The sequence below is a fragment of the Pseudomonas sp. S34 genome, from assembly GCF_009866745.1.
Taxonomy (GTDB): Bacteria; Pseudomonadota; Gammaproteobacteria; order Pseudomonadales; family Pseudomonadaceae; genus Aquipseudomonas; species Aquipseudomonas jessenii.
In genome coordinates this window covers 3,160,115-3,185,461 of the sequence record NZ_CP019398.1, presented here as the reverse complement: position 1 = coordinate 3,185,461, position 25,347 = coordinate 3,160,115, and the positions used below count along the sequence as shown (strand labels likewise).

Here is a 25,347-nt window from a genome sequence, read left to right as displayed (position 1 = left end):
CAGGTCTTGGCAAAAAAACGAAAGCCCAGGTTGGGTGCCTGGGCTTCGTTAACGCAGGGTTCAGCCTTTTACAGCAGCCAAGATTGAGCGTGGCGTTTTTGTTGCTTCCTGGCCCTCATTCGATCGGGCATTCACATCAATGACGATACGCCCGACCAGCTTTCCAGCCAGCATTTCTTCTGCCGACGTTTTGAGATTCAGCAGGGGAACCACCTTTGCGCTGATCAAATTGAGCAATGGCGTTGGCATCGATTCGACTGCATCTGCCCAGGCTTTCAGTCGGGTCTCGTAGTTGATCGAGACAGAGTCTATTCCGATCAAGCGCACGCCTCGCAAGATAAATGGCATTACTGAAGTCGGTAAGTCCGCCCCCCCAGCCAATCCACAAGCAGCAACAACGCCCCCATAGTTCATCTGTGACAGTACGCGGGCTAGCACTCCGGATCCGACTGCATCAATAGCTCCCGCCCAGCACTGTGATTCCAATGCCTTGCGCTCATCCGCCCAGTTAGCATTGTCAATGACTGCTATGGCACCAAGCCTGCGAACATAATCCATTTTTTCGGGGGTATTGATCAGCGCTGTGACCGAATAGCCAAGATGGGTAAGAATCGCTATGGCAACGCTGCCAACACCACCCGCCGCTCCGGTCACCAAGACAGGTCCAGACTCTGGTTTCACGCCGGCATCGCGTAAAGCGTTAACACATAACATTGCGGTCAGGCCGGCAGTTCCGAACATCATCGCCTGCTTGCTGCTGAGATTTTCAGGAAGGGGGACCAGCCAATCACCCTTGACCCTTTGGTATTGACTATGACCACCCCAGTATTTCTCACCCACGCCCCAGCCCGTTAGAACTACTCTCTGCCCAGGCTTAAGACGAGGATGGGACGTCTCCACGACCGTACCAGCGAAGTCGATGCCGGGCACCATAGGCCAACTCTTCACGATCGGTCCACTGCCCGTAATGGCCAGCGCATCCTTGTAGTTCAGAGTCGAATATTCAAGTTGCACCAGCGTGTCTTCGTCCGGCAGATCTGCGAACGTTATCTGCTCGAGATTTGCGTTGAATCCGTCAGCTTCTTTTCTTAAAACCAGTGCCTGAAACGTCTCATTAGCAGTGCCCAAAGAGTCAGCCACCGAGCTGTTTTTGAGCAAAGACTTGTGAGGGGATTGAAATCGTTGATCCCGCCAGACCAAGGCCGCTTTCAGTCCATCCTCACGTGCAATATCCATAAAAGCTCGTTTGTCTGGCGAACCCTTCGATTCGATAGCGTGGTCTATATCAAGCGCCCGTTGAAGGGCTCCTTTGAGTCCCATTGCCTCGACACTCTGATTGATCGCTATCTTGGTTAACTTCATCAATTCAGGATCCATCACAGCAATGGTCTGTGCGACTTTTATGGCCTCCTCCAAGTGCTTTCCGATCGGTACAACTCTATTGACCATCCCTAGACGCCTGGCTTCTTCCGCAGGGATATTATCAATGCCGCAAAGGATGATTTCTTTAGCGTGCTTGGTTCCAATCATCCAAGGCAGCAGCATTGTCACAATACCTGCTCCGAACTTCAGTTCAGGTTCGCCGAAGGTGGCGTCCTCGGAAGCGATGGTGATGTCACATGCGAGCGCTATTTCAAATGCCCCCGCCAGGCAAGATCCATGTACCGCAGCGATTGTGGGCTTAGGGCAATCCCAGAATCGCATGGTGGTGGAGAAATCCCTCGCCAGAATTTCGCGCCACGCAGCTGCTCCTTCCGGGCGATTGTTCATTTGTTCTTTGAGGTCGAATCCGGAGGAGAACGCTTTGCCTTTTCCGCTGATGACAATGGCCTTTACTGAAGGATCTTCCTCAGCTAAGTCCATGGCAAGATTGATCTCCTCCAGCGCCATCTTGCCCAGCGCATTGAGTCTTTCAGGACGATCAAGCATCAGTTGCCCGATACCACCATCCACTTCGTAGCTCAGGGTTGTAAAATTATTCATGCCACTGTTCTCCCACTTTGTTTGATCGAGGCTGGAGTCAACGTTCCGCCGACGATCATCATTTTCAATTCGCGTCTATCGGCTTTGCCTGTGCGCCCCAGTGGTAAGCACTCTGCCGTGTAGAAAACGTCCGGAACTTTGTACTTCTCCAGCTTCTCCATGAGGAAATCCTGTAGACGTTCAAAGTCCACTGACGAGGGGAGAGAGGGAACGATCAGAACGTGGATCTTTTCGCCGAGCATCGCGTCCTCGACGCCAGTTGCCATTGCAGTAGTGATACCTGGGAACATGAGCACTGCTTGTTCAATTTCCATCGGTGTGACTTTGTTTCCTCCACGAACGATGATCTCTTTCTGACGGCCTCGGAATTGAACATCGCCTTCGGAATTAATGAACGCTAAATCCCCTGTTCTGAAAAACCCGTCGCTGTGGGCCGCGACTGTCAAATCAGGGTCGTCAAGATATCCGGTCATGAGGTAGGGGCTACGGATCTGTAGTTCGCCCTGTTGGCCTGGTTTCACAGGTAGGCCGAGTTCGTCGACGATACGGTAGCTCACTCCGCTTGCCGGAAGTCCCAGGGCAAACGGCTTGATACGCCTAAAATTTGGCAACTGGAAGAAGTCGCAACTGAGCGTTTCGGTCAGGCCGTAAATGTTGATCAGGTCGGCATTTGGAAAAACGGCCTCGACCTGGTCGGCGAGGAGCTCACTCAATTGCTCTCCGCCAGTGAAGATCTGGCGCAGACGGGCGCAGGGCTTCATGCCATGTCCCTGGGTAACAAGTGCCAATATGCCTCGCAGCATGGTGGGAACCACTCCTACACGATCGATAGGGTGTTCTTGAAGCCGATCTAAAAGCTCTGCCGATCCGAGCTTTTTGGTGATTACTAGCGTGCCGCCGCTGATGAGGGTGAGTAGCGACATCCAGATCCCGAATACAAACGTGATGTTCAACACAAGAAGCGTTCGTTCTGCGGATTTGAAATGCGTCATGGCATCTATCGCCATCAGCTTCATAGCAAAAGCGTGGTGACCGATGATTACGCCTTTGGGGCTGCCGGTAGATCCGGACGTGAACAATACGAATGCGGCGCCATCCAGCTGCGGACGAAACTCGGGAGCATCGATACACAAGCTTGTCAGTAAGTCCTCACCCGAAACGGAAGAGTCTGTGATGTTTATCTGAAACCGTGCCTTTGTCTTTTCTTGCATTGCATCGCATGCGGGTAACGGAGTAGTACGGTGGATGGGCACTGCGACGCAGCCGGCAAGCCAGATGCCCAGTACTGCCGAAAAATCACTTGGCAAGTTTGAGACACGAACGTGAACAGGTTCGTTCGCCGTTGCGCCTGCGGCTAACAATGCTGATTTTACGATTCCTGCCTGTTCGAACAGTTCTGCTCGACTGACGACGCAATCGTCTGCGTCGATAGCGATAGACCGAGGCTCTCGATTACAGGCTGTAGTTATTAGGTCGCCCAGGTTCAGAGATGAATTCATTTTATTATTGTCTCCGTTTACAGTTCAGAGGCTTAGCAACAGCATGCACGTCCCCGACACGGCGAACATTGCTAAGAAGATGACGACGGTGAAGCCCATGACCCGCCCCATTCCTACCCTTGCAATGGCTAGCAATGGGATGACCCACATCGGCTGGATCATATTGGCTGCACCTTCACCCAGAGCTACGGCTATGGCGACGGCTGATTGGTGGACACCCAGGTGCTCTGCAGCCGGAACGACAAAAGGCGCCTGGACTATCCAGTGGCCGCCAGCACTCGGTACGAAGAGGCTAATCAGTACCGAAGAAGCATATGACCAGAAGGGCAGGGTCTCGGTAGTCGAGAAAGTGATGAACCATTTTGAAATCACGTCAGCGAGCCCTGTTGCGGACATGATTCCCATGATCCCGCCATACAGCGGGAACTGCAGGAGAATCGGCCCAGCGATGCGTGCCGCATTTTCGATGGCTCGCAGGTAGGCTTTCGGGGTTCTATGCAAGGCCATGCCGGAAAGTAAGAACACCAGAACCAGCATGTTCAGATCCATTTTGAAAGCACCTTCAGCTAGCTTCACGCCGATATAACCGACACCTGCCGCGATAAGAATCATGCTTATCCAGAACCCATGATCCAGGCGTCCGGCTAAGGTGTCAGGGCGCGTTTCTGGCACAACAGTATCCTCTTCGATCAATCGCTGAGGATCAGCTGCAACGGTTTGGTCTGGAGTCGGCATCATCATCCGAAGGATCATCGGAAGTAGAATTGCCAGCAGCAGCAGAGGGACAAAATTCAAAGGTGAGGTCAGGAACTCGCTCATGGGAAGCACCTTGCCGGTGACCGACTCAATGATGTTCATTGGTGATCCCGAAGTAGCGCTGACCAGAGCAATCGAGCTGGATATACCGCATACGTAGAATGACCAGCCGGCGTAGGACGCCGCCACCAGCCAGGCAAAATCGACGTGAACGCGTTTCGCCACCTCCCGTGCGAACAGCCCTGCCACGACCAATCCGACTGCCCAGTTGAGAAGTCCCGCTGCCATCGACACAAAGAAGGTCAAGGTCATCGCGCCCGCCGCAGTCTTCGGTAAAGACGCGAAGTACTTCAACAATCTGGCGATGGGCCGTGAGGTTGAGAGCGCATGGCCTGTCACCAGCGTAAGTGCAACCAGAAAGGCGAAGCTTGAGATCTTGAATACACCGTCGTACCAGCTTGTCACTACCTGCGGTGCTGAAGCGGCTGGAGCAAAAAGGAACGCGAGTAGGGCGGTTAGAAGGGTGAGAAGAATGGCGATTACGAATGGGTCAGGAACCGCTTTTTCGACAATCAAGACGCATAACCGAGTGAAACGCTTCACTCCAACAGAAAACAACACGGTGGACCTTGCATTGGTCGCGCTCAGATTTGACTTGGGCATAAGAGCCTCCACTGGCCATGAGGCCAATTTTTATTGTTGTTTTTGCGGTGCTGATCAGTCCGGCGATTAAGATATAGTCAGTAGTTGACTGGTTGTCTAGTACCTTTTGGAGGATAGTTGACTGGTTGACTATCAGCGCGTTTTGACTAAAGTAGAGGCAACAGAGGGCACTGGTTTCGGTGGGAACGCTCTCGATCACGTCAAAAATAAGCGGCCCTGAATTTGGAAACGCAAACTTTTGTACCCACTAGCGCCTCATCGTCAAGGGCGAGCAAAGCAGTCCGGACGATTGCTCTGGCACCGCGGTTTGGTGCGCCTCTATGGTTCAGTGCCGACAGCGTGATGCCTGAGGTGCAGCGTGCGCGGAGTCCCAGCGCTTTGGATATCGACGCTGGCGCGGTTGGGTGTTTGGTTGGGGGGCGGACTTCTCGTTACGTGGGGATTTCTGCCTGTGCAATATTCGTTACAACTGGCCTTTATGAATTTATGGCAGCCAACCTTCGTTGGCGATTGCTAGAAGGTTTTCTACTCGGCCAGATAGCAATGCGCCCACTATTATCCCGCAAGCCAGGATGGAAAATCCCTCTATGACTAATCTACCAGACTCCGCTTCAAGCACCGCCGCTTCTCCAGATGAGCAAAAACAACGAAATACGGGAAAACGTGCGGAACTCATTCGAATTGGTGTAGCGATTCTTACTGAGAAAGGCTTTTACAACACTCCTTTGGACGAGATCGTCAAGATCGCAGGTGTACCGAAGGGTTCGTTCTACTACTACTTCAAAAGCAAAGACATTTACACAATAGCGGTGATCGAAGCGTACTCGAACTATTTCATTAGAAAGCTCGACAAGCACCTGTACAACCACGAGCAGTCACCTTTGAATCGTATTCGTAGCTGGACGGAGGACGCAGGTGAGGGGCTGGCGAAGTACGACTTCAAGCGAGGTTGTCTTGTGGGCAACCTAGGTCAGGAGCTGGCGGCACTCGATGAGAACTATCGAGTTGTCCTTCGAGACGTTATCAATAGCTGGTGCAAGAAGATCCAGGACTGTCTGGACGAAGCTAAACAGGTTGGCGAAATCAGTCCAAACGCTGATACGGCGGCACTCAGCAAGTTCTTCTGGAATGCTTGGGAAGGTGCGGTGCTGTACACCAAGCTCGATAAGTCTCGAGCTGCTCTGGACTTGGCTCGCGACGCATTTTTTTCCCTGGTTCAAGTTCGGTCCTAAGGAGGTTGTAATGTTTAAAGCATTGCTCGTAAACAAAGATGATGCGGGCTATACGGCGACGCTGCAGGACCTTGATGATAATTCGTTGCCGGCTGGCGACGTCACCGTTAAGGTTCAATACAGCACCCTAAATTATAAGGATGCTATGGCCATCACTGGCAGAGGACCGGTTGTGCGCAAGTTTCCGATGGTGCCGGGGATTGATTTTGCCGGCATTGTGGAGCAAAGCGACAACCCCAATTACGCACCAGGCGATTTGGTCTTACTCAATGGGTGGGGGGTGGGCGAAACACATTGGGGTGGCTTGGCTTCTCGTGCACGGGTCAATGGCGATTGGTTGATCCCGATTCCGTCTGGGATTACTGCCGAACAGGCAATGGCTATTGGTACTGCAGGCTACACCGCGATGCTCTGTGTAATCGCTCTGGAACGTAACGGCGTTACACCCAGCAGCGGTCCTGTTCTTGTGACTGGGGCAAATGGCGGCGTAGGTAGTTTTGCCATCGCACTGCTGAACAAGCTCGGATACGAAGTCGTGGCCAGTACAGGTCGACCGCAAGAATTCAGATACCTTAAGGCTCTCGGGGCCTCTGAAATCATTGATCGCAATGAACTGAGTAGCCCAGGGAAACCGTTGGCGAAGGAGCGTTGGATAGGAGTGGTCGATTCCGTTGGAAGCCATACCCTTGTCAATGCCTGCGCCTCCACTCAGTACGGCGGGGTCGTCGCTGCATGCGGCCTAGCTCAGGGTATGGACTTCCCAGCGACTGTGGCGCCATTCATTTTACGGGGTGTTACCCTCGTTGGCATCGACAGTGTCATGCTCTCGCGTGAAAAACGAATCAAGGCTTGGGACCGACTTGCACAGCTTGTTGACCCTGAGCAACTCAAGCAAATTACGCGCAAGGTTAGCCTCACGCAAATCGGCCAACTAGCGCAAGAGCTGCTTGCAGGTGAAGTGCGAGGGCGCATTGTCGTGGAGGTCTGATCTACGCTTGCCCGTGTGACCCATTCCGACTTGGTCCACGATCACATACTGCGCATTTTAGTTGCGCGTTCATATCCCGGACCTCACAAACGGCTTAATGTCGTGAGGCGTGAAAGTTCAATGATAATATGAAGTTAAAACCCTGCCTGTCTAATGTCAGATCAGTCCGTGCTCTTAAGCTCTTTAGAGTTCTGTTTCCTGACTTGGCTTGAAGCGTGCTCGATACTCGCTGGGTTTGACGGCATAGTTTTTTATAAAGCTACGGATAAAGGTTGATTCGTTACCCAGGCCGCATTTTTGGGCCACTGTTTTAAGCGGGGAGTTTGAAGTGGCTAGCAAATGGCGGGCAGCTTCCAAGCGGAGCTGTTCGACCATCTTTCTCGGCGTAAAACCTGTGATTTCACTGTATTTACGCGCAAATGTTCTTTCACTCATGTTCATGAAATTTGCTAACGAAGAAACCGATAGATCGCCACCAAGGTTGTTGTTTAGCCAAGCGTGAAGGTCCGAGAATTGACTGCTTTTTGATTGTAGTGTTAATGACGAGCTGAACTGATTTTGATCCCCGGGACGCTTGAGAAAAACAACCAAGTGCCGTGCAACTTCGAGCGCAGCAGAGTGCCCCAAGTCAGCTTCAACCATTGCGAGAGCCAAGTCGATACCCGAAGTGACTCCTGCCGAAGTCCATAAGTCGCCATCGTTAATGAATATAGGCCCGCGCCTTACATTTATGGAAGGGAAGTCAAGTTCCAACTTGTCATAGGCCGACCAATGGGTCGTCACGTTGCGCCCGTTTAACTTCCCCGCCGTCGCTAGCGCAAATATCCCTGTGCAGACGGAAACCAGACGCTTGGCTTTTTCGGCGTGATTCACGAAGTTTGTAAAAAATTTTGGATCATCACAAAACTTATGTATCCCAGGCCCACCTGGAACGATAAGTGTATGCGCAGCCGGTGTTTTATCTACCAAAACCTCAGCGCTTAACGAGACGTTAGAGAGTACTTCCGTTGTTGGATTTAACGCGAGGATTGATAGGGAGTATGGCGGATGATTAGGGGGTGCAAAATAGTTAGCAGCAATAAATACATCCAGGGGGCCGGCCAGATCGAGCAGGCTAACTTCAGGGTAGGTAATGAACTGTATAGATTTAACTGGCATTTAGAGCTACTCCATCCTAAGAGAGCGCCGCTTGGATTTCGCTGATTTTGGCAGAAATCGTCAACGTTTTGGCATTTTTTTTTGTCAATTATGGTCTATTGTGATTTTAATCTGAATAGCTGTACGAGAGCACAATGGCACACAGGAGCTTCTTGGCATCGACTAAAGCAATACTTAAGCATCCTTTTGTCCTGCCTTGGTAGATAGCGCAGCTTAATCAACGGCTTTAGCTTGGAGTCAATTCGATGTCTGGTCTTATGAAAAGCGCTATGGGATTTGAAGTTAGTATGGATGATGATTTTGAGCGCAAGATCTCCAACATCCTTGGATTGGTCGAACGCAACGCTTTGGGTGTCGCCAAGTGTGAGTTGAAAAGGGTGGCTGAGACAAATAGCTGGGTCATCGAATGTTTGTGGCACGACCACCAAGCAATGCACGCTCATTTCTTGTCCTGTCAACTTCAAGATCTAATAGGCTTAGTAGTTTCGAAATCGCGTAAAATTGTGTTTAAGTGCGACAGTGAATGAGGCCCGTTGATGTCCTGGTTCAGTAGTTAGAACAGTGACAGGCAATATGTATTACTTCCCAACTATCTCAAAAGCCGCAAAATACCTACCTCCTTTGTCATCTGAGATGATGGGTGACGATTGGTACGCCACCTCACCCCCCCAAAAAAAACTGCTGAGACCAAAATGGCCTCAGCAATATCTGAATCAGAAGTCCACAGTCACTCCGGCGTAAAGCGCGCGGCCATCACCTGGGGAATGCAGGGATACCTGGGCACCGTCCGGGTCGTACCAGACGTATTCATAATATCGGTTGATGAGGTTTTTCAGCTGCAGGTCGACGCTCACTGCCTGCGTCACCTTGTACGTAGTACCAAGGTTCATCAGGACGTAACCGCCATAAGTTCCCTTCGTGTTCTCCCGCTCCAGGTAATAGTTTGTCTGGCCGTTCATCCAGGCAGTCAGCTTTAACGCAGGTGTAGCGTCATAGCTGATGCCGGCGTTGTAAAGGTGATGCGGAATGTGATCGATTTCCTGACCTTTGCTGTTGGGCAGCGTGGCACTCGGCTGGAGTATTTTCGAATACTGCCACGAGTAGGCCATCCATAGGTCAGTGCGGTCGTTAGGGTGCAGGTTCATCTGCAAGTCATAACCCCACCGCCGGGTTTCCCCCACGTTATCGGACTCGCCGCTCGGGTCGTTCAGCCTGCGACTGACTTCCCCTGAGGCCTCTTGCTGCCAATAGGCAACACGTCCATCTATCCAGTCAGCCGGCGTGAACTTGATCCCGGTTTCCCAGCCTTCGTTTATCGAAGCTGCCAAATCGGTATCCCTGGGCGGAATTTTATAAGCCGCGGCACCAGCGCCCACTTGAAAGGTACGTCCCCAGTTCGCGTAGAAGCTGGCGACGTCCCATGGGGAATAGACAACGCTAATCTTCGGCTGCTTGATCGGACCGTAGTCGTTGATGTCGTAGTCCGTGTCGGTGAGTTCATTGGTGAAGTCGCCCTGAATCTTGTCGACCCGGTAGGCCGGTACGATCTTCAGCGACTCGAAAGGTTTGATTTCTGCCTGAACGTAAGCGCCGTAGGTATCGAAATCGAACTGCTGGTCGCGGGTCGCTGCCAGGCGCGCACGGTCTTTGGTGCGATAGCGCTCGCTCGTGTTCTGCTGCTGTTGGACGTCTGCTCCGCCTTCCAGTGCGAAGTCATACAACCAGCTGACCTCCGGTCGCCATGTCAGGGAGGAGAGGGCGCCGTATTGGGTTTCATAGGCATCGCGTTCCTGCTGGGCGCTGATGCGCCAATACTGTGTCCAGCGTCGATCGTCGAAGGTGTTGACGTAGGTCTTCGCCGACCAGACGAGGTCCTCATTCAAGTCCGTATCGAAATGCAGACTAACTTGATTCATACGCCGAGTGCCTTTGCCCGTAGCGTTGTAGCTGTTGGTCATGCGCGGATGATGACGGGCATCGTCTTCAGTCAAATAGCCGGGCTCTTGAGCCTCGGTTTCGTAGTGCCGCGCGATAAGGCCAATGCGGTAACTGTCGTCGTCCGGGGTATAGAACAACTTGCCAGACATCGAAAATCTATTGGCTTCGGAGTGGTCGCGATAGCCATCGGATTTTTGGTAGACGAAGAAGTAGTTCTGAGTCCAGTTGCTACTTTCGATGCCCTTGGTCAGTTGTGTCTCTTGCGTGTTGAAGCTGCCGTAACGAACTCGCGCTTTGGTGTACTCACCTCCTGTACGAGTCAGCATATTCACGTTGCCGGCAATATTATTGAGTCCGTAGCGAGCATCACTGGTGCCGCGCACAATCTCGATGCTGTCCAGCTCCATGGGAAAAATCATGTCCATGTACGGCATGTTGCCGTCGTTGCTGTTGCTTGGGATTCCATCGATCAGCAATTTGACAGCATTCACTTCTCCTTCGCCGTTGAAGCCTCGAAAGGAAATTTTGCCGGAGGTGGTGCCCTGATTGAACTCAGTCAGCATCACCCCCGGTGCACGGCTGAACAGCTCCCAGCTGTAATTGACCGGCATCTTTTCCAGGATACCTCCCCCTAGAATATCCACCGAGCTGAGTACGCTGCTGGCGCTTAATGGGCCACTGGCCGCACCCTGAACATTTACCGTACCGAGGATCAAAGTCGAGTCTTCAACTTTGGCAACGTCGGCCAGCGCAGAGCACAAGGGGCTCATTGCGAATAGACCAGCCGACATCATCGGCCACATGGAACGGGACACAGACAAACGCTTTGCATGACGCAAAGTAAATGGAGCAGGCATAGCACGCACTTCCTGATGATCAAGAAACTTTAAGGGCGTTTAGCGTCCATCGCAGGCCGCTAAATGGATTTAAAGATGGCAGCACCGCAAGATGTCAGCGGTGTTGTGATCAAGCGAAGGGAGAAGCGCGTGGACTTAGACTGGGCCAACGAATCCTTGGGTGCAGCGTGGGTAGTTCAGGACTTTCGAGAGCGGTGTCGGGTGTGTACTGCGGCAGGAAATGCCGGTAGTAATTGGAGGGCAATGCTGCTGATCCTGCATGACCACAGCAGCAGGCGCCGTGTTGCATGACAGATTTCGACTGGGGCTTCTGCAAGGCGTCAATCACCTTGCCCAGGTCTTTAGGCAGGGCACTCGAGTTCCCACCTGAACAGAACCCACCCCAAAGTATCAGGCGTACGTCTGACGTCTGCATCGCACTACTCAGCGGCATGGCGAACAGGTTAAGCAAGACGGCCAGGCACGCAATCCAGGGGCTGATGCGTGTCAACGAACTCATTAATGAAATCGCCGCAAAGTGGGGATGGCATTTAGCCGGAATCGGTAACGATGTAAAAGCGTCGCAAATGCGCCATATTGCCGCGGACAAGTTGTCGCACACGTTACTGATTTTGACGAGACAGTACGTTGCAGTTCTGAATCCCTATGGTCTCGCCGTGCGGTCGTCAGTCATCGATTGAGGGCAAGACACTTAGGTCGAGGCCCGCTTTTCACTCATGATCAGCTGGAGGACGAGACGAATATGTCTGCAACCACATGGCGCAGCCATACATTCACCGCAGAGTGATGTAAACGCCCATGCCAGTATTGCTTGAGGTCATAAGTGGGAAGCTCTAGCGGCGCCTCCGTGGAGCGCACCTTGGCCTCATTGGCGTACAAGCTGGCGACGGTGCGCGGTAATACCACCACCAGATCTGAGTGTTCGATAATCGCTGGAACACTCATGTAATGCGAGATCTGTAGCGCAATCTTGCGCTGCACTTGCTGCTCTGTCAGATACGCCTCGAACATTTCCTGACTTCGACTGCCGTCCCTTACCTGCAAGTGCTCTGCTTCGCAAAATGCCTGCAGTGACAGGCGTTTGCTTTTGAGTGGATGTCCGGCCCTGACCATGCACACAAGGTCATGTGAGAACAGGCGCATCGGTTATCGGCGCGGTCGCAGGCTCCATCGCGAACTTCGTGCATCCGTATGTTATGCGCCAAAAGGGCTGGGTAGGGCCGCAACACAAGCGTGTTCAACGTAACGATTTGCTGTTTGCGGTGTTCGTCGGGATCGTCATCAACCTGGCTATCTGGATCATCGGTGCGGAAATTCTGCGGCCCAATGGCATCGAGGTAAAAACCCTGGGCGACATGGGCAAGGCGCTGGAAATCTTCTTTGGTCCAATCGGTTGGTAAGAGTACTTCATCGGCGTATTCGCGACACTGTTTGCCAGTATTTCAGGCAAGACCACCGCGTTCCCGATGCTGATTACCGATGCCTTCCAACACGTTCGCCCTGAACGTCGCGAAAAATACGGTAAGGAGTTTCATCATGATCCGATGCATAAATGGTTCATGCTATTCATCCTCTTGACACCGTTGGTTTGGTCGCTGCCAGGCACGCCGGATTTCGTGACCCTGACCATTGGTGTCAGCCCGTTGAACATCATTGGCTTGCCAGTCATTTCCCTGGGCCTGCTGATCATATCCAACCAGACGAAGCTGCTGGACAAGAAGTATCGCAACAACCTGTTTGAAAACCTCGCACTGCTCTTTGCTACAGGCCTCGCGTTGTGGGTTGCCTTCCTGTTGGTCGTCGATCTGTTTACCTGACATCCTGCCGCCGAGGGTACTCAACGTCTCCTCGGCGGCCAATGTTCAGTCAGTCAGAGAGCCCTTCGGTAGTCTCCCAGCGAAACTGTCCACCAGGCTCGCCACCACTTTCTCTCCCATCCGCGTGCGGGTTTGTAGCGTCGCACTCGCGCGATGGGGCTGCAGGACCACGTTCTCGTTACCAAACAGAGTCTCGGTGACGTTCGGTTCATCGACAAACACATCTAGCGCCGTTCCCACGATCTCGCCAGCAGCATGGGCCGTCACCAGATCGGCGTCATTGACCAGCTTGCCGCGTGCCACGTTGATCAGAGACCTGTCCTCGCCCGGCGCCTGCAGCACATCGGCATTGATGATGGCTCCAACCTTGTCGGCAGCGGCCGCGAGAATCAGCGCATCACTGTTGCTGCTCAGCTGCATCAGATCTGCGATTAAAGTGTTGTACACATCACTCATCGGCTGCAGAAGCCGCCCACTGGCGATCGGGGCGCTGAGAGATAGTTGACTGTCAGGTTCTGGCTCCTGTTGTAGATGCTTCAATTGTCCGTATTTAAGCTCCATTAAACCTCTATCGTGCTTCCTAAAGCAGTCGGTCAGTTAAATTTCTGACTGATTACCTATTCCTGTATGTACAAGTATGTATTTGCGCGTTAGAGTCGACCAGGCGTCTCGACACGTTTATCCGCGAATTAGGTTTTGTGTGTTCTGTGTAACGACACGCGTGCTCCATAACTGTACTCGTGCGCCACAAGCGCTTCTGTTGGTTATTAGGAATAAAAACAATGAAAAAATCTATTTTGACCCTCTCAGTATTGGCTCTTTGCGTGGCTGCTGGCGCTGCCATCGCCAAGGAGTACAAGGAGTTGCGCTTTGGTGTCGATCCCTCTTACGCGCCCTTCGAATCCAAAGCCGCCGACGGTAGCCTCATGGGCTTTGATATAGACCTGGGTAACGCGATTTGCGCTGAACTCAAGGTCAAGTGCAAGTGGGTAGAGAGCGATTTTGACGGCATGATCCCCGGCCTAAGGGCGAACAAATTCGACGGCGTAATTTCTGCCATGACCGTGACTTCTTCGCGGGAAAAAGTCATCGATTTCTCCAGTGAATTGTTTTCGGTGCCCACGTCCTTCGTGTTCAAGAAGGGCTCTGGCCTAAGCGAAGACATTACGACGCTGGCTGGCAAAACTGTGGGCTATGAACAAGGCACCACCGAGGAGGCCTACGCCAAGGCCGTGCTGAACAAGTCCGGGGTAAAAACCCAGGCCTACGCCAACCAGGATCAGGTTTATGCTGACCTGGTCACGGGTCGCCTCGATGCTTCGATTCAGAACATGCTGCAAGCTGAAATGGGTTTCCTGAAGTCCCCGCAAGGCGCCGACTTTGAAGTGAGCAATCCAGTCCATCACGAACTGCTGCCAGCAAAAACGGCGATCGGTCTGCTCAAAGGCAATGCCGAGCTAAAAACCCTGGTGGACAAAGGCATACAGGCGCTGCATGACAATGGCACGTACGCGGCCATCCAAAAGAAACACTTCGGTGATCAGAATATTTACAGCGGCAAATAACGACGCTGCGCCCATTCGCGGATGGGCGTTTTCCTGATTTACGAAGGGCTCCCCAATGTTAGAAAACATATTGCAGATGCTGGGGCTGTCAGGCTTCAGTCTCAAGGGCTTCGGCCCACTGTTGCTGCAAGGCTCCTGGATGACTGTCAAGTTATCCTTCCTTTGCTTGCTGCTAAGCGTGGTCTTGGGCCTGATCGGTGCCAGTGCCAAGCTTTCAAGGTCGGCACTCTTTCGCGTCCCCGCGCAGGCTTACACCACGCTGATCCGTGGAGTGCCGGATCTGGTTCTGATGCTGTTGATCTTCTACAGCCTGCAAACCTGGTTGACCAATCTGACCACAGCCATGGGCTGGGATTACATTGAGATCAATCCGTTCAGTGCCGGTGTGATAACTCTAGGCTTTATCTACGGGGCGTACTTCACCGAGACTTTCCGTGGCGCGATCCTCGCTGTGCCCCGTGGCCAGATGGAGGCGGCCACTGCTTACGGCCTGACCCGTGCCCAGCGTTTCCGCTTCGTGCTGTTCCCGCAGATGATGCGTTTTGCTTTGCCGGGTATTGGCAACAACTGGATGGTCATTCTCAAGGCTACCGCGCTGGTCTCGATCATTGGTCTGGCCGACCTGGTCAAGGTGGCTCAGGACGCGGGCAAGAGCTCCTATCAACTGTTCTTTTTCCTGGTGCTGGCTGCCTTGATTTATCTGGTCATCACCACCGCATCGAACTACGTCTTGCGCCGGCTGGAAATCTTCTACGCCGCAGGCACTCGGGAGGCCGTGCGATGATCGAGCTACTGCAGGAATACTGGAAACCCTTCCTCTATAACGATGGCTACCACATCACCGGGTTGGCGATGACGCTGTGGCTGCTCAGTGCCTCGCTCTTCTTCGGTTTCGTGATGTCGGTTCCGTTGTCGATTGCCAGGGTTTCGACCTGCGTTTGGGTGCGCTGGCCGGTGCAGTTCTATACCTATTTGTTCCGTGGCACGCCACTGTATATACAGCTGCTGATCTGCTACACCGGCATTTACAGCATCGCAGCGGTGCGTTCCCAGCCCATGCTCGACGCATTCTTCCGCGATGCATTGAACTGCACCATCCTGGCCTTCGCCCTGAACACTTGCGCCTACACCACGGAGATTTTCGCCGGGGCGATCCGCAACATGAACCACGGTGAAGTCGAAGCAGCCAAGGCCTTTGGGCTGCGCGGCTGGAAGCTATATGCCTACATCATCATGCCGTCTGCACTACGCCGTTCGCTGCCGAACTACAGCAACGAAGTGATACTGATGCTGCACTCGACCACCGTAGCGTTCACCGCCACTGTGCCGGACATTCTCAAGGTCGCCCGGGATGCCAACTCGGCAACGTTCCTGACTTTCCAGTCGTTCGGTATCGCCGCCGCGATTTACCTCGCAGTCACTTTCTCTCTGGTTGGCCTGTTCCGTTTGGCTGAACGCCGTTGGCTGTCTTTCCTCGGCCCGGCTCATTAATTCAGGATGTTTGAACATGTACAAATTGACCGTTGAAAACCTGCATAAAAGCTATGGCAACCACGAAGTGCTCAAGGGCGTTTCGCTCAATGCCAAGACAGGCGATGTGATTAGCCTGATCGGCGCCAGTGGATCGGGCAAGAGCACCTTCTTACGTTGTATCAACTTTTTGGAAACGCCCAACGACGGTGCCATGGGCCTGGATAACCAGCCAATTCGCATGATCCATGACCGCCACGGCATGCATGTGGCCGACGCAGATGAACTGCAGCGTCTGCGCACGCGCCTTGCGATGGTGTTTCAGCATTTTAACCTGTGGAGCCACATGACAGTGCTCGACAACATCACCATGGCCCCGCGCCGGGTACTGGGTGTTAGTAAGAAGGATGCAGAGGAGCGGGCTCGGCGTTACCTGGACAAGGTAGGTTTGCCGTCCCGCGTCGCCGATCAATACCCGGCCTTTCTCTCCGGCGGGCAGCAACAGCGGGTTGCTATTGCCCGGGCGCTGGCCATGGAGCCGGAGATCATGTTGTTCGACGAGCCGACTTCGGCACTGGATCCGGAGTTGGTGGGCGAGGTGCTTAAGGTTATCCAGGGGCTGGCCGAAGAAGGCCGAACCATGATCATGGTGACCCATGAGATGAGCTTCGCGCGCAAGGTGTCGAACCAGGTTTTGTTCCTCCATCAAGGTCTCGTGGAAGAGCAGGGTTGCCCTGAAGATGTCCTGGGCAATCCCAAAAGCGAGCGCCTTCAGCAGTTCCTCAGTGGCAACCTGAAGTAACCGGAATGCCTTCGAGCGACTGTTCGGTCGCTCAGATGCTCCTTCGCACGCGCTCTGCCCACTCGGTCGTGCGTTTGCGGTGGGAGGAGGCCGCTGTCCAGTTTGAGGAGGAGAGCCACGTGCCGAAGAAATCCAGGAATTTTCCTTTGCGGGTCGATCAGCTCAGTGATTCCCCCGCGCCGCTCTATGCACAAGTCAAGCAGATGATCACCCAATTGATCTTGAGTGGCACCTGGTCGGCTCACGAGCGTATCCCTTCGGAAAGTGAACTGGCTCAGGAACTTGGATTGAGTCGCATGACTATAAGTCGCGCTCTTAGTGAGCTCACCGCCGATGGTGTGTTAGTGCGCATGCAAGGAGTGGGGACGTTCGTAGCCGAACGCAAAGGTCAATCGGCTTTATTTGCCCTCAACAACATTGCTGATGAAATCAGCGAGCGTGACCATTACCACCACTGCAAGGTGATTCTCCTATGCGAGGAGGGGGCTAGCGCTGACCACGCCTTGTCGCTGGAGATGCGCGAAGGGCAGCGGGTGTTTCATTCTCTGATCGTGCACTACGAGAATAATGTGGCGGTGCAATTGGAGGATCGCTACGTGAACGCGGCAGTGGCTCCGGATTATCTGCGGCAGAGTTTCGTGATGCAGACGCCCTATGCCTATCTTTCGAAGGTTGCTCTTCTGACTGAAGGTGAGCATGTGGTCGAGGCGATCCTAGCCGACGAGGAGGAGTGCAGGCTGTTGCAGATCACGCGTCATGAGGCGTGCTTGTTGATTCGTCGGCGAACTTGGTCTGGCTATCAGTCTGTCACGTCTGCGCGCCTGATTCTGCCGGGTTCACGGCACCGTCTGGAGGGGCGATTCGGTGCATAACGTGGGGCTGACCTTGTCGCGCTCAGCGGTCGCGCGCGTCAATTCCCTGCCATAACCTGCGACAGCGCAGGACTGTCGAATTGCTGAATTCCATTGCTTCGCTGTCTTAACCACCTTTTCAAATAGCCTTGCCCTTCATCCGCAATAGGCACAACCCCGCTGGATGAACGGGTCACAAAAGACAAATTACAGGTGAGTAAAATTTTGCTTGATTATGGTTGTATATACATGATTATATTTATGTGCGATCTGTAGCGCTAAACCAATAAATAGGCTGAGAAAGTCATTTCGAGAGGATTACCGGTGAGCAAGCCATCCCATTTCCGTAATGTCGAAATCCGCGCCGCGCGTGGTAATAAGCTGACCGCCAAAAGCTGGCTGACTGAAGCGCCGCTGCGCATGTTGATGAACAACCTCGACCCGGAAGTCGCCGAGAACCCTAAAGAACTGGTGGTTTACGGTGGTATCGGGCGTGCGGCGCGTAACTGGGAGTGCTACGACAAGATCGTCGAAAGCCTGACCAACCTGAACGACGACGAGACCCTGCTGGTGCAATCCGGCAAGCCGGTCGGCGTGTTCAAGACCCACACCAATGCCCCGCGCGTACTGATCGCCAACTCCAACCTGGTGCCGCACTGGGCGAGCTGGGAACACTTCAACGAACTCGACGCCAAAGGCTTGGCCATGTACGGCCAGATGACCGCCGGTAGCTGGATCTACATCGGCAGCCAGGGCATCGTCCAGGGCACCTACGAAACCTTCGTCGAAGCCGGTCGCCAGCATTACAACGATGACTTGAAAGGTCGCTGGGTCCTGACCGCCGGCCTCGGCGGCATGGGCGGCGCTCAGCCCCTGGCCGCAACACTGGCCGGTGCCTGCTCGCTGAGCATCGAATGCCAGCAGGTCAGCATCGACTTCCGTTTGAACAGCCGTTATGTCGACGAGCAGGCTACTGACCTCGACGACGCTCTGGCCCGCATCGCCAAGTACACCGCCGAAGGCAAGGCGATTTCCATCGCGCTGCTGGGCAACGCCGCTGAAATCCTTCCAGAACTGGTCAAGCGCGGCGTGCGCCCGGACATGGTCACCGACCAGACCAGCGCCCACGACCCGCTCAACGGTTACCTGCCAGCCGGCTGGACTTGGGAAGAGTACCGCGCTCGCGCCAAGACCGAGCCTGCTGCAGTGGTGAAAGCCGCCAAGCAATCCATGGCCGTGCACGTTAAAGCGATGCTCGAATTCCAGAAAATGGGTATTCCAACCTTCGACTACGGCAACAACATCCGTCAGATGGCCCAGGAAGAAGGCGTCGAGAACGCATTCGACTTCCCAGGCTTCGTACCGGCGTACATCCGTCCTCTGTTCTGCCGCGGCATCGGCCCGTTCCGCTGGGCGGCGCTGTCGGGTGATCCGCAAGACATCTACAAAACCGACGCCAAGGTCAAAGAGCTGATCCCGGACGACGCCCACCTGCACAACTGGCTGGACATGGCCCGCGAGCGCATTAGTTTCCAGGGTCTGCCGGCACGTATCTGCTGGGTTGGACTGGGCCTGCGCGCCAAGCTCGGTCTGGCCTTCAACGAAATGGTTCGCAGCGGTGAATTGTCTGCGCCAATCGTGATCGGTCGCGACCACCTCGATTCCGGTTCGGTCGCCAGCCCTAACCGGGAAACCGAATCGATGCAGGACGGTTCCGACGCTGTGTCCGACTGGCCACTGCTCAACGCTCTGCTCAACACCGCGAGCGGCGCGACCTGGGTTTCCCTGCACCACGGCGGCGGCGTCGGCATGGGTTTTTCGCAGCACTCGGGCATGGTGATTGTCTGCGACGGTACGGACGAAGCGGCCGAGCGTATCGCTCGCGTGCTGCACAACGACCCGGCGACCGGCGTAATGCGTCACGCCGATGCGGGTTACCAGATCGCAATAGATTGCGCTAAAGAGCAAGGCTTGAACCTGCCAATGATCACCCCTGTTAAAGGAGCCAAAGCATGAACACACTCAACATTATCCCAGGCCAACTGAGCCTTGCCCAACTGCGTGATGTCTACCAGAACCCGGTGAAAATCACACTCGACAACAGCGCTTCGGCCCAGATTGAAGCCAGCGTTGCCTGCGTGGAACAGATACTCGCCGAGAACCGCACCGCCTACGGTATCAATACCGGTTTCGGCCTGCTGGCCTCGACCCGCATCGCCACCGAAGACCTGGAAAACCTCCAGCGCTCGTTGGTTCTGTCCCACGCTGCCGGTGTTGGCGAGCCGATCAGCGATGCGCTAGTCCGACTGGTTATGGTGCTCAAGGTCAACAGCCTGAGCCGTGGCTTCTCCGGCATTCGCCGCGTCGTTATCGAAGCGCTGATCGCGTTGATCAACGCCGAGGTTTATCCGCACATTCCATTGAAAGGTTCGGTCGGCGCATCCGGCGACCTGGCGCCTTTGGCGCACATGTCGCTGGTGCTGCTGGGCGAAGGCAAGGCCCGCTACAAAGGCGAATGGCTGGAGGCGACCGAGGCGCTAAAAATCGCCGGTCTGACTCCACTGACACTGGCCGCCAAAGAAGGTCTGGCGTTGCTCAACGGCACGCAGGTGTCTACCGCATACGCATTGCGTGGTTTGTTCGAGGGCGAAGATCTGTTCGCTGGCGCACTGGCCATTGGTGGTTTGACAGTTGAAGCAGTCTTGGGCTCGCGCTCGCCGTTCGACGCTCGCATCCACGCCGCTCGTGGACAAAAAAGCCAGATCGACACCGCTAGCGCTTACCGTGACTTGCTGGGCGAGCGCAGTGAAGTCTCTGACTCGCACCAGAACTGCGGCAAGGTTCAGGATCCGTACTCCCTGCGTTGCCAGCCACAAGTCATGGGCGCGTGTCTGACCCAGTTCCGTCAAGCCGCCGAAGTGTTGGTCGTCGAAGCTAACGCCGTCTCCGACAACCCGTTGGTCTTCGCTGCCGAAGGCGATGTGATCTCCGGTGGTAACTTCCACGCCGAGCCTGTGGCCATGGCTGCTGACAACATGGCATTGGCCATCGCTGAAATCGGTTCCCTGAGCGAGCGTCGCATTTCGCTGATGATGGACAAGCATATGTCGCAACTGCCGCCGTTCCTGGTGGCTAATGGCGGCGTGAACTCCGGTTTCATGATCTCCCAAGTCACCGCAGCGGCGCTGGCCAGTGAGAACAAGGCACTGGCGCATCCGCATTCGGTAGATAGCCTGCCGACTTCCGCGAATCAGGAAGACCACGTGTCCATGGCTCCAGCAGCCGGCAAGCGGTTGTGGGAAATGGCTGAAAACACCCGTGCCGTGCTCGCTGTAGAGTGGCTAGCTGCCTGCCAGGGCCTAGACTTGCGCGAAGGTCTGAAGACCTCGGCGAAGCTGGAGCTTGCCCGCACCAGTCTGCGCAGCAAAGTGGCCTACTACGAGAAAGATCGCTTCTTCGCGCCGGATATCAACGCGGCGAGCGAGCTGTTGGCTTCCCGTTGCTTGAACGAACTGGTGTTGCCGAAGTTGCTGCCAAGCTTGTAATCGTGGGGAGGGGCCTTTGGCCCCTGTCTCGGGTGAGCTGAATTTGTCGAGTCATTCCACACATTAGCTAGAATGTTTATGCAGTTTTTTGCTCTACAGCTATTGGCGACAGGCAGTCGTTGTAGCTGTGGAGCTTTTTTTGCGTTTGTAGTACATGAAAATTCACGACAGTCATGGCCTGAGATTTTGAGTCTCAGGGAGATGCCTATGACGGCCGCATTTTCGCTGAAGCGCTGTTACAGAATCTCTAAACGCCTGCCCGTTCCACCGGCAAACCTTGCGTCGGATTGTCGGCAGCAAGATCGGAGCTCTTGGCATTAGTTTCATCTGCCTGCTTGCCAAGCCTCCATCCCAGGCAGCCTCAGAGCAATGCGCGCACTCTACTGACAACTGCAAGCAGGCCGCCAACTTGTCCCAGCATATCAAGCGCACTATTGACCCAACCGCTAATGGCATCGACTGCGCGATAAACGACGGTATCGATGACGCTGTTGGCCTTGTATTTACTCTCGGCGTCGAGTGGCGCGAAGAGCATCTCCCAGCCCGGACGGGCGAAGGCATATTCGCCGATGCGACGCACGGTCATTAGGACAGTGAGGATGATAAAACTTGGCGCCAGCGCGAGCTCAATCAAGCCGATGCATATCAGCAGCGGCACGATCGCCAGAAGCATGCGCCCCCCCCCAACCTCTCCGCCAAGCGGCCAGTCAGGAATAGCTGCGAGAATAGGGCGCCAGCCTGGACAATGAAGTCGATGATTCCGAATACGCGAATCTGAGTCAGACGGTCAGGAAAAAGCTCGGCCATCAAACGTGCTTGTTCGCAGTAAAAATGTCGTGATAGTTGCGAGCAGCATCATAAAGCTGGATATACCCAGTAGGTAGGTCGACTTCAGGGCTCGCGTCAAGCCGCTGAAAGGAGGATGCTCGGACTGTCTATCGATGTGGCTCCGGGGCGTCCTGCACCGCCGATCTCATGCCAGCGCATTAACGGGTATTTTAGTGCCAGTGCTGCGCCAAGTAATAGACCCGCCAGCAGCATCAGACCTGTCTCTCCCGGTTGACCGACAAACAACGCGCTGAGTGCAGGCCCCACCAGCCCACCGACACTGGCGCAGGCCGCAATAAAGGCAAACAAGCGTCCGGGTTGCACGCCGTCGAATACGTCCGCCAACAGGCGTCAGGCGACCGAGACGACAAATAAGTTGTAGGCAGAGATCCAGACGTAGAAAACACGTGCCATCCACGGGTTTTCGCTTTGCACTTGGAAGAGTGCGGCGAGAATCATCAAGTTAACGCTGATGAACCCATAGACCCAATCGACAAAGTGCAGGTGTGCCCCCCGGGAACTGAGCCAGGCAAACATGGGAGCTACGGCGAGCATAACGAAGAAAGTTGCGGTGAACAGCCATTGCAAATTCTCCACCCCCACCATTATGCCCATGGATTCGCGGATCGGACGCAGCTTGAAGCAGCCGGTGAACAAGCAAAAAAATAGCAGGAAGCCTGAAGTCGCGGGGAGCAACTCCTGAGATTCGGCGTTGATACCTTGGCTCAAACGAAGCTGCAGGAATGAGGTGTTCATCCCAAATCATGATGGTTCAATTCATCAAGTGCCTTCAGGCCTCAACTGTCTCTGTGCGCCCCATTTACTGGCAGGCGGCTGCCTAGGCGATAGCGTGAGGACGGGTGTACTAAACGCACATAGGTGACGATTTTGCTCTGACTCCAGGTTCGGCGTATGAGCACGAGGCAAGGTTCATTAGCATCGATTTGCATGTGTTTGCTTTCCTCGTTGCTGGGGTGACAGGCTTCGACGATGTGTTCCATCTCGTCGGGCTTGATGACCCGCAACAGGTACTTGGCCGGTTGCAGGTGCTCGCCAAAGTCTTGCTTCAGAAATTCAGGCACCAGCTCGGGATTGACGTAACGATCCTCGAGTTGCACGGGCACGCCTTCTTCGCTGTGAACACAGATCAGGTGGAAAACTGAAGAACCGGTGGTCAGGCCCAATGCGGACGCCACCGGCATTGAGGCCGATTCGCGCCCCAGGTGCAGGACACGGCAGGTGTAACTGTGACCTCGAGCAAGGATTTCGTCGGCAATGTTGGTGATACGCAGCAAGTTTGATTGCGGTTTGCTTTCGGCTACGAACGTGCCAACGCCTGAAATCCTGACAAGATGACCCTCTTCGGTCAGTTCGCGTAAGGCCCGGTTGACGGTCATGCGCGAAATGCCCAGTTCTTGCACCAGCTGATTTTCTGAAGAAATCAGGTCACCAGGTTTCCAAACGCCCGCGCGAAGTTGGTCTTGCACATAATCCTTTGCACGCCGGTAGAGCGCTTGTGGTGCATTTTTGATCATTAGTCAGCCCGTGTCTCTAGTGCGGCAAGGACGCTTGCCAGTGCTTGGAGGAAAAGGTCGTTATCCTCACAGCTTCCGACAGAGACGCGCAAGTACTCAGTGTATCCAACTTCGCGCCACGGTTTGATGATAACCCCTTCACGCAGCAGTGCTTGGTTGATTACTTCGGCCGGATAAGGCGTGCTAAAAAACAGAAAGTTGGCCAAGGACGGTGCGGTCGTAATGCCTTGCTCGTGCAGTGCCACTTCCAGCCGCCGGCGTTCGCTGGCGACATGGGATAGGCAGGCGTTTAGATGACCATCATCTGCCAGCGCCGCAATCGCTGCAGCTTGTGCCACGCTGTTGACGTTGAACGGGGTGCGCAGGCGGTTAATAAGATCTGCCAGCAGTGGATCGCTGACGATACCGTAGCCGATGCGCAAACCTGCCAAGGAATAAGCCTTGGAGAAAGTCCGCAGCAGGATAAACGGTTTGCCGCTGGCCTGAATCAAACCGAGGCAATCCGGGTACTCGGCCTCCCACTGCGCGTATTCGTAATAGGCCTCATCAAACACCAGTAGACACTTCGAGGGCAATGCGTCGAGCAGCTGCTGCAACTCGTCGGCGCTTAAGGTGCAGCCGACCGGATTTGACGGGCATGAAAACATCAGCACATGGGTGTGGGGGGTGAGTGCAGCGATCATTGCCGCTACGTCGAAGGTGCCTCTGTCGGTCATGGGAACACCTACCACCCTGGCACCGGCTGCCATTGGGTATATGAAGTGCAACCCGAAAGATGGCACCACGGTAACTACTTCGTCATCGTGGTCTAAAAACACCCGGCTGATGACGCTCAACAAATCTTCCGAGCCGTTGCCGAACACCAATTGATTCTCGGGTACGTCGAGTTTTTCCGAGAGTGCAGAGCGTAATGCCTGGCAGCCAGCATCGGGGTATAGCGCAATTTCGCTGCAAGCTCGAGCCGTTGCGGCGCTAACGGCGGGTGCTGTGCCCATCGGGTTTTCGTTGCTGCCTAGTTTGGCAACGCGAGTCAGGCCGAAACGCTTGCGCACAGTATCCGAGGCAAGGCCGGCGTTGTAGCTGGCCAGTTCGCGCACTTCTGCGCGGGCGAGCAGGTTCAAGTCATTGGCATTCATACAGGGCTAACCTCATTAGTGTCTTGCTGGAAGGCATTACGATCTAGGTGGTTCTGCAGGAGTTGCTGCAGACGCGGCTATTCGGCGTTATGGCTGATCTCGTACGGCTGTTAGTTGAATGGGTCTGAGCGGTATCAGTACATTCATGAGTAACATCCTTGGGAATCAGGATGATTACGCAGCAGACATCTGTATGTGCCTGTATATACCAGTAAGGCAAAATGCAGGCCAAAATGTCTGAGCTGCTCTTGATTCCAAAGTACAGGCCTGTTTCTAGCGGAGTAGATCAGGCTGATGATCGCTGCCTTTTAGCTTTGTGTAACCAATGGTTGCGCTAGAGTGTTACCCGTGATGCCTGGTGGGGGAAAACGAAACCTTGAGTATCGGGGCACCTAAGGTGTCCTAATCGCTAGAGGAGGGTAAGTCGCTCTACCTCAGGCCCATGGCGTATTTTTGATCGAGCGGCATGGTAAATGCATAATCGTGTATATACAGGTTTAGTATTTCAGGCTAAAACATACATTCACCCCTCCTGAACGTATGAAGCAACGAGTCGACATGATCTCAAGAAGCTGTTCGCTCCTGATCTATGTGTCCGGTGTCCGCGAGGGGGATTACATGCTCAAGCGTATGCATGACTCAATGGCCTACCGTAAAAACCGCTGAAGTCGAATCGATGATTCACAACCGGTGCTCGTTGATGGGCGCCTCCTTGAAATACCCA

The 25,347-nt window shown here is 54.3% G+C and carries 19 protein-coding genes and 3 pseudogenes; 11 read left to right on the top strand and 11 right to left on the bottom strand.

Annotated features, from left to right (window positions below; genetic code table 11):
- Positions 1-60: 60 nt before the first annotated feature.
- Genes PspS34_RS28815 through PspS34_RS14145 form a run of 3 tightly spaced genes read right to left on the bottom strand, consistent with a single transcriptional unit; the run spans position 61 to position 4,901 of the window.
- Positions 61-1,983, bottom strand: a complete 1,923-nt coding sequence (locus tag PspS34_RS28815) for an acryloyl-CoA reductase (RefSeq protein ID WP_202982156.1) — start codon at positions 1,981-1,983, stop codon at positions 61-63.
- Positions 1,980-3,482: a class I adenylate-forming enzyme family protein gene (locus PspS34_RS14150; protein ID WP_159389973.1), complete on the bottom strand. Its 1,503-nt coding sequence runs from the start codon at positions 3,480-3,482 to the stop codon at positions 1,980-1,982. Before PspS34_RS14150 ends, PspS34_RS28815 begins: the two co-directional genes overlap by 4 nt.
- A gap of 24 nt (positions 3,483-3,506) precedes the next feature.
- Complete coding sequence (locus PspS34_RS14145) at positions 3,507-4,901, bottom strand: TIGR00366 family protein (protein ID WP_159389972.1); 1,395 nt, start codon at positions 4,899-4,901, stop codon at positions 3,507-3,509.
- A gap of 587 nt (positions 4,902-5,488) precedes the next feature.
- On the opposite strand from PspS34_RS14145, the gene PspS34_RS14140 reads away from it, so the two are divergent.
- Both PspS34_RS14140 and PspS34_RS14135 read left to right on the top strand, forming a co-directional pair.
- The gene (locus tag PspS34_RS14140; protein ID WP_159389971.1) at positions 5,489-6,133 is read left to right on the top strand and encodes a TetR/AcrR family transcriptional regulator; all 645 of its coding nucleotides are present in this window, start codon (positions 5,489-5,491) and stop codon (positions 6,131-6,133) included.
- Between the two features lie 10 nt (positions 6,134-6,143).
- Positions 6,144-7,121, top strand: coding sequence for an MDR family oxidoreductase (locus tag PspS34_RS14135; RefSeq protein ID WP_159389970.1), 978 nt, complete (start codon positions 6,144-6,146; stop codon positions 7,119-7,121).
- A 183-nt stretch (positions 7,122-7,304) separates the two neighbouring features.
- On the opposite strand, the gene PspS34_RS14130 is transcribed toward PspS34_RS14135, so the two are convergent.
- Positions 7,305-8,279 carry a helix-turn-helix domain-containing protein gene (locus PspS34_RS14130; protein WP_159389969.1) on the bottom strand — a complete coding sequence of 325 codons (975 nt, stop codon included), beginning with the start codon at positions 8,277-8,279 and terminating at the stop codon, positions 7,305-7,307.
- 245 nt (positions 8,280-8,524) lie between these two features.
- Between PspS34_RS14130 and PspS34_RS14125 the strand changes: the two genes are divergently transcribed.
- Positions 8,525-8,806 (top strand): hypothetical protein, encoded by a 282-nt coding sequence (locus PspS34_RS14125; RefSeq protein WP_159389968.1) that lies wholly within the window; start codon positions 8,525-8,527, stop codon positions 8,804-8,806.
- 186 nt (positions 8,807-8,992) lie between these two features.
- Here PspS34_RS14125 and PspS34_RS14120 read toward each other — a convergent pair whose 3' ends face one another.
- From PspS34_RS14120 to PspS34_RS14110, 3 genes are all read right to left on the bottom strand, one after another.
- The gene (locus tag PspS34_RS14120) at positions 8,993-10,987 is read right to left on the bottom strand and encodes a TonB-dependent receptor (protein WP_238786610.1); all 1,995 of its coding nucleotides are present in this window, start codon (positions 10,985-10,987) and stop codon (positions 8,993-8,995) included.
- A gap of 196 nt (positions 10,988-11,183) precedes the next feature.
- Complete coding sequence (locus PspS34_RS14115) at positions 11,184-11,573, bottom strand: DUF2946 domain-containing protein (protein ID WP_159389966.1); 390 nt, start codon at positions 11,571-11,573, stop codon at positions 11,184-11,186.
- A 221-nt stretch (positions 11,574-11,794) separates the two neighbouring features.
- Positions 11,795-12,187: a LysR substrate-binding domain-containing protein gene (locus PspS34_RS14110; protein ID WP_238786578.1), complete on the bottom strand. Its 393-nt coding sequence runs from the start codon at positions 12,185-12,187 to the stop codon at positions 11,795-11,797.
- Positions 12,188-12,216: 29 nt separating this feature from the next.
- On the opposite strand from PspS34_RS14110, the pseudogene PspS34_RS14105 reads away from it, so the two are divergent.
- Positions 12,217-12,891 (top strand): annotated as a pseudogene (locus PspS34_RS14105) (divalent metal cation transporter); the annotation flags it as partial.
- A gap of 45 nt (positions 12,892-12,936) precedes the next feature.
- On the opposite strand, the pseudogene PspS34_RS14100 reads toward PspS34_RS14105, so the two are convergent.
- Positions 12,937-13,320 (bottom strand): annotated as a pseudogene (locus tag PspS34_RS14100) (NAD(P)-dependent oxidoreductase); the annotation flags it as partial.
- A 353-nt stretch (positions 13,321-13,673) separates the two neighbouring features.
- On the opposite strand from PspS34_RS14100, the gene PspS34_RS14095 reads away from it, so the two are divergent.
- The 7 genes from PspS34_RS14095 to hutH all read left to right on the top strand — a co-directional run bounded on the left by PspS34_RS14095 (position 13,674) and on the right by hutH (position 21,124).
- Complete coding sequence (locus PspS34_RS14095; protein WP_159389964.1) at positions 13,674-14,456, top strand: transporter substrate-binding domain-containing protein; 783 nt, start codon at positions 13,674-13,676, stop codon at positions 14,454-14,456.
- Between the two features lie 55 nt (positions 14,457-14,511).
- Positions 14,512-15,240, top strand: a complete 729-nt coding sequence (locus tag PspS34_RS14090) for an ABC transporter permease (protein ID WP_159389963.1) — start codon at positions 14,512-14,514, stop codon at positions 15,238-15,240.
- Complete coding sequence (locus PspS34_RS14085) at positions 15,237-15,947, top strand: ABC transporter permease (RefSeq protein WP_149630897.1); 711 nt, start codon at positions 15,237-15,239, stop codon at positions 15,945-15,947. The genes PspS34_RS14090 and PspS34_RS14085 overlap by 4 nt, the downstream gene beginning before the upstream one ends.
- Positions 15,948-15,963: 16 nt before the next feature.
- Positions 15,964-16,728 carry an ATP-binding cassette domain-containing protein gene (locus PspS34_RS14080; RefSeq protein WP_159389962.1) on the top strand — a complete coding sequence of 255 codons (765 nt, stop codon included), beginning with the start codon at positions 15,964-15,966 and terminating at the stop codon, positions 16,726-16,728.
- Positions 16,729-16,874: 146 nt separating this feature from the next.
- The gene (gene hutC / locus PspS34_RS14075; RefSeq protein WP_275113810.1) at positions 16,875-17,600 is read left to right on the top strand and encodes a histidine utilization repressor; all 726 of its coding nucleotides are present in this window, start codon (positions 16,875-16,877) and stop codon (positions 17,598-17,600) included.
- 303 nt (positions 17,601-17,903) lie between these two features.
- Positions 17,904-19,595, top strand: coding sequence for a urocanate hydratase (gene hutU / locus PspS34_RS14070; RefSeq protein ID WP_159389961.1), 1,692 nt, complete (start codon positions 17,904-17,906; stop codon positions 19,593-19,595).
- Entirely contained in the window at positions 19,592-21,124 is a 1,533-nt protein-coding gene (hutH, locus tag PspS34_RS14065) for a histidine ammonia-lyase (RefSeq protein ID WP_159389960.1), read from the top strand. Before hutU ends, hutH begins: the two co-directional genes overlap by 4 nt.
- Positions 21,125-21,485: 361 nt before the next feature.
- Here hutH and PspS34_RS14060 read toward each other — a convergent pair.
- The 3 genes and pseudogenes from PspS34_RS14060 to hisC form a co-directional block, all read right to left on the bottom strand.
- Positions 21,486-22,708 (bottom strand): annotated as a pseudogene (locus tag PspS34_RS14060) (MFS transporter).
- Between the two features lie 41 nt (positions 22,709-22,749).
- Complete coding sequence (gene hutC / locus PspS34_RS14055; RefSeq protein WP_159389959.1) at positions 22,750-23,487, bottom strand: histidine utilization repressor; 738 nt, start codon at positions 23,485-23,487, stop codon at positions 22,750-22,752.
- The gene (hisC, locus tag PspS34_RS14050) at positions 23,487-24,623 is read right to left on the bottom strand and encodes a histidinol-phosphate transaminase (protein WP_159389958.1); all 1,137 of its coding nucleotides are present in this window, start codon (positions 24,621-24,623) and stop codon (positions 23,487-23,489) included. Before hisC ends, hutC (PspS34_RS14055) begins: the two co-directional genes overlap by 1 nt.
- Between the last annotated feature and the right edge of the window lie 724 nt (positions 24,624-25,347).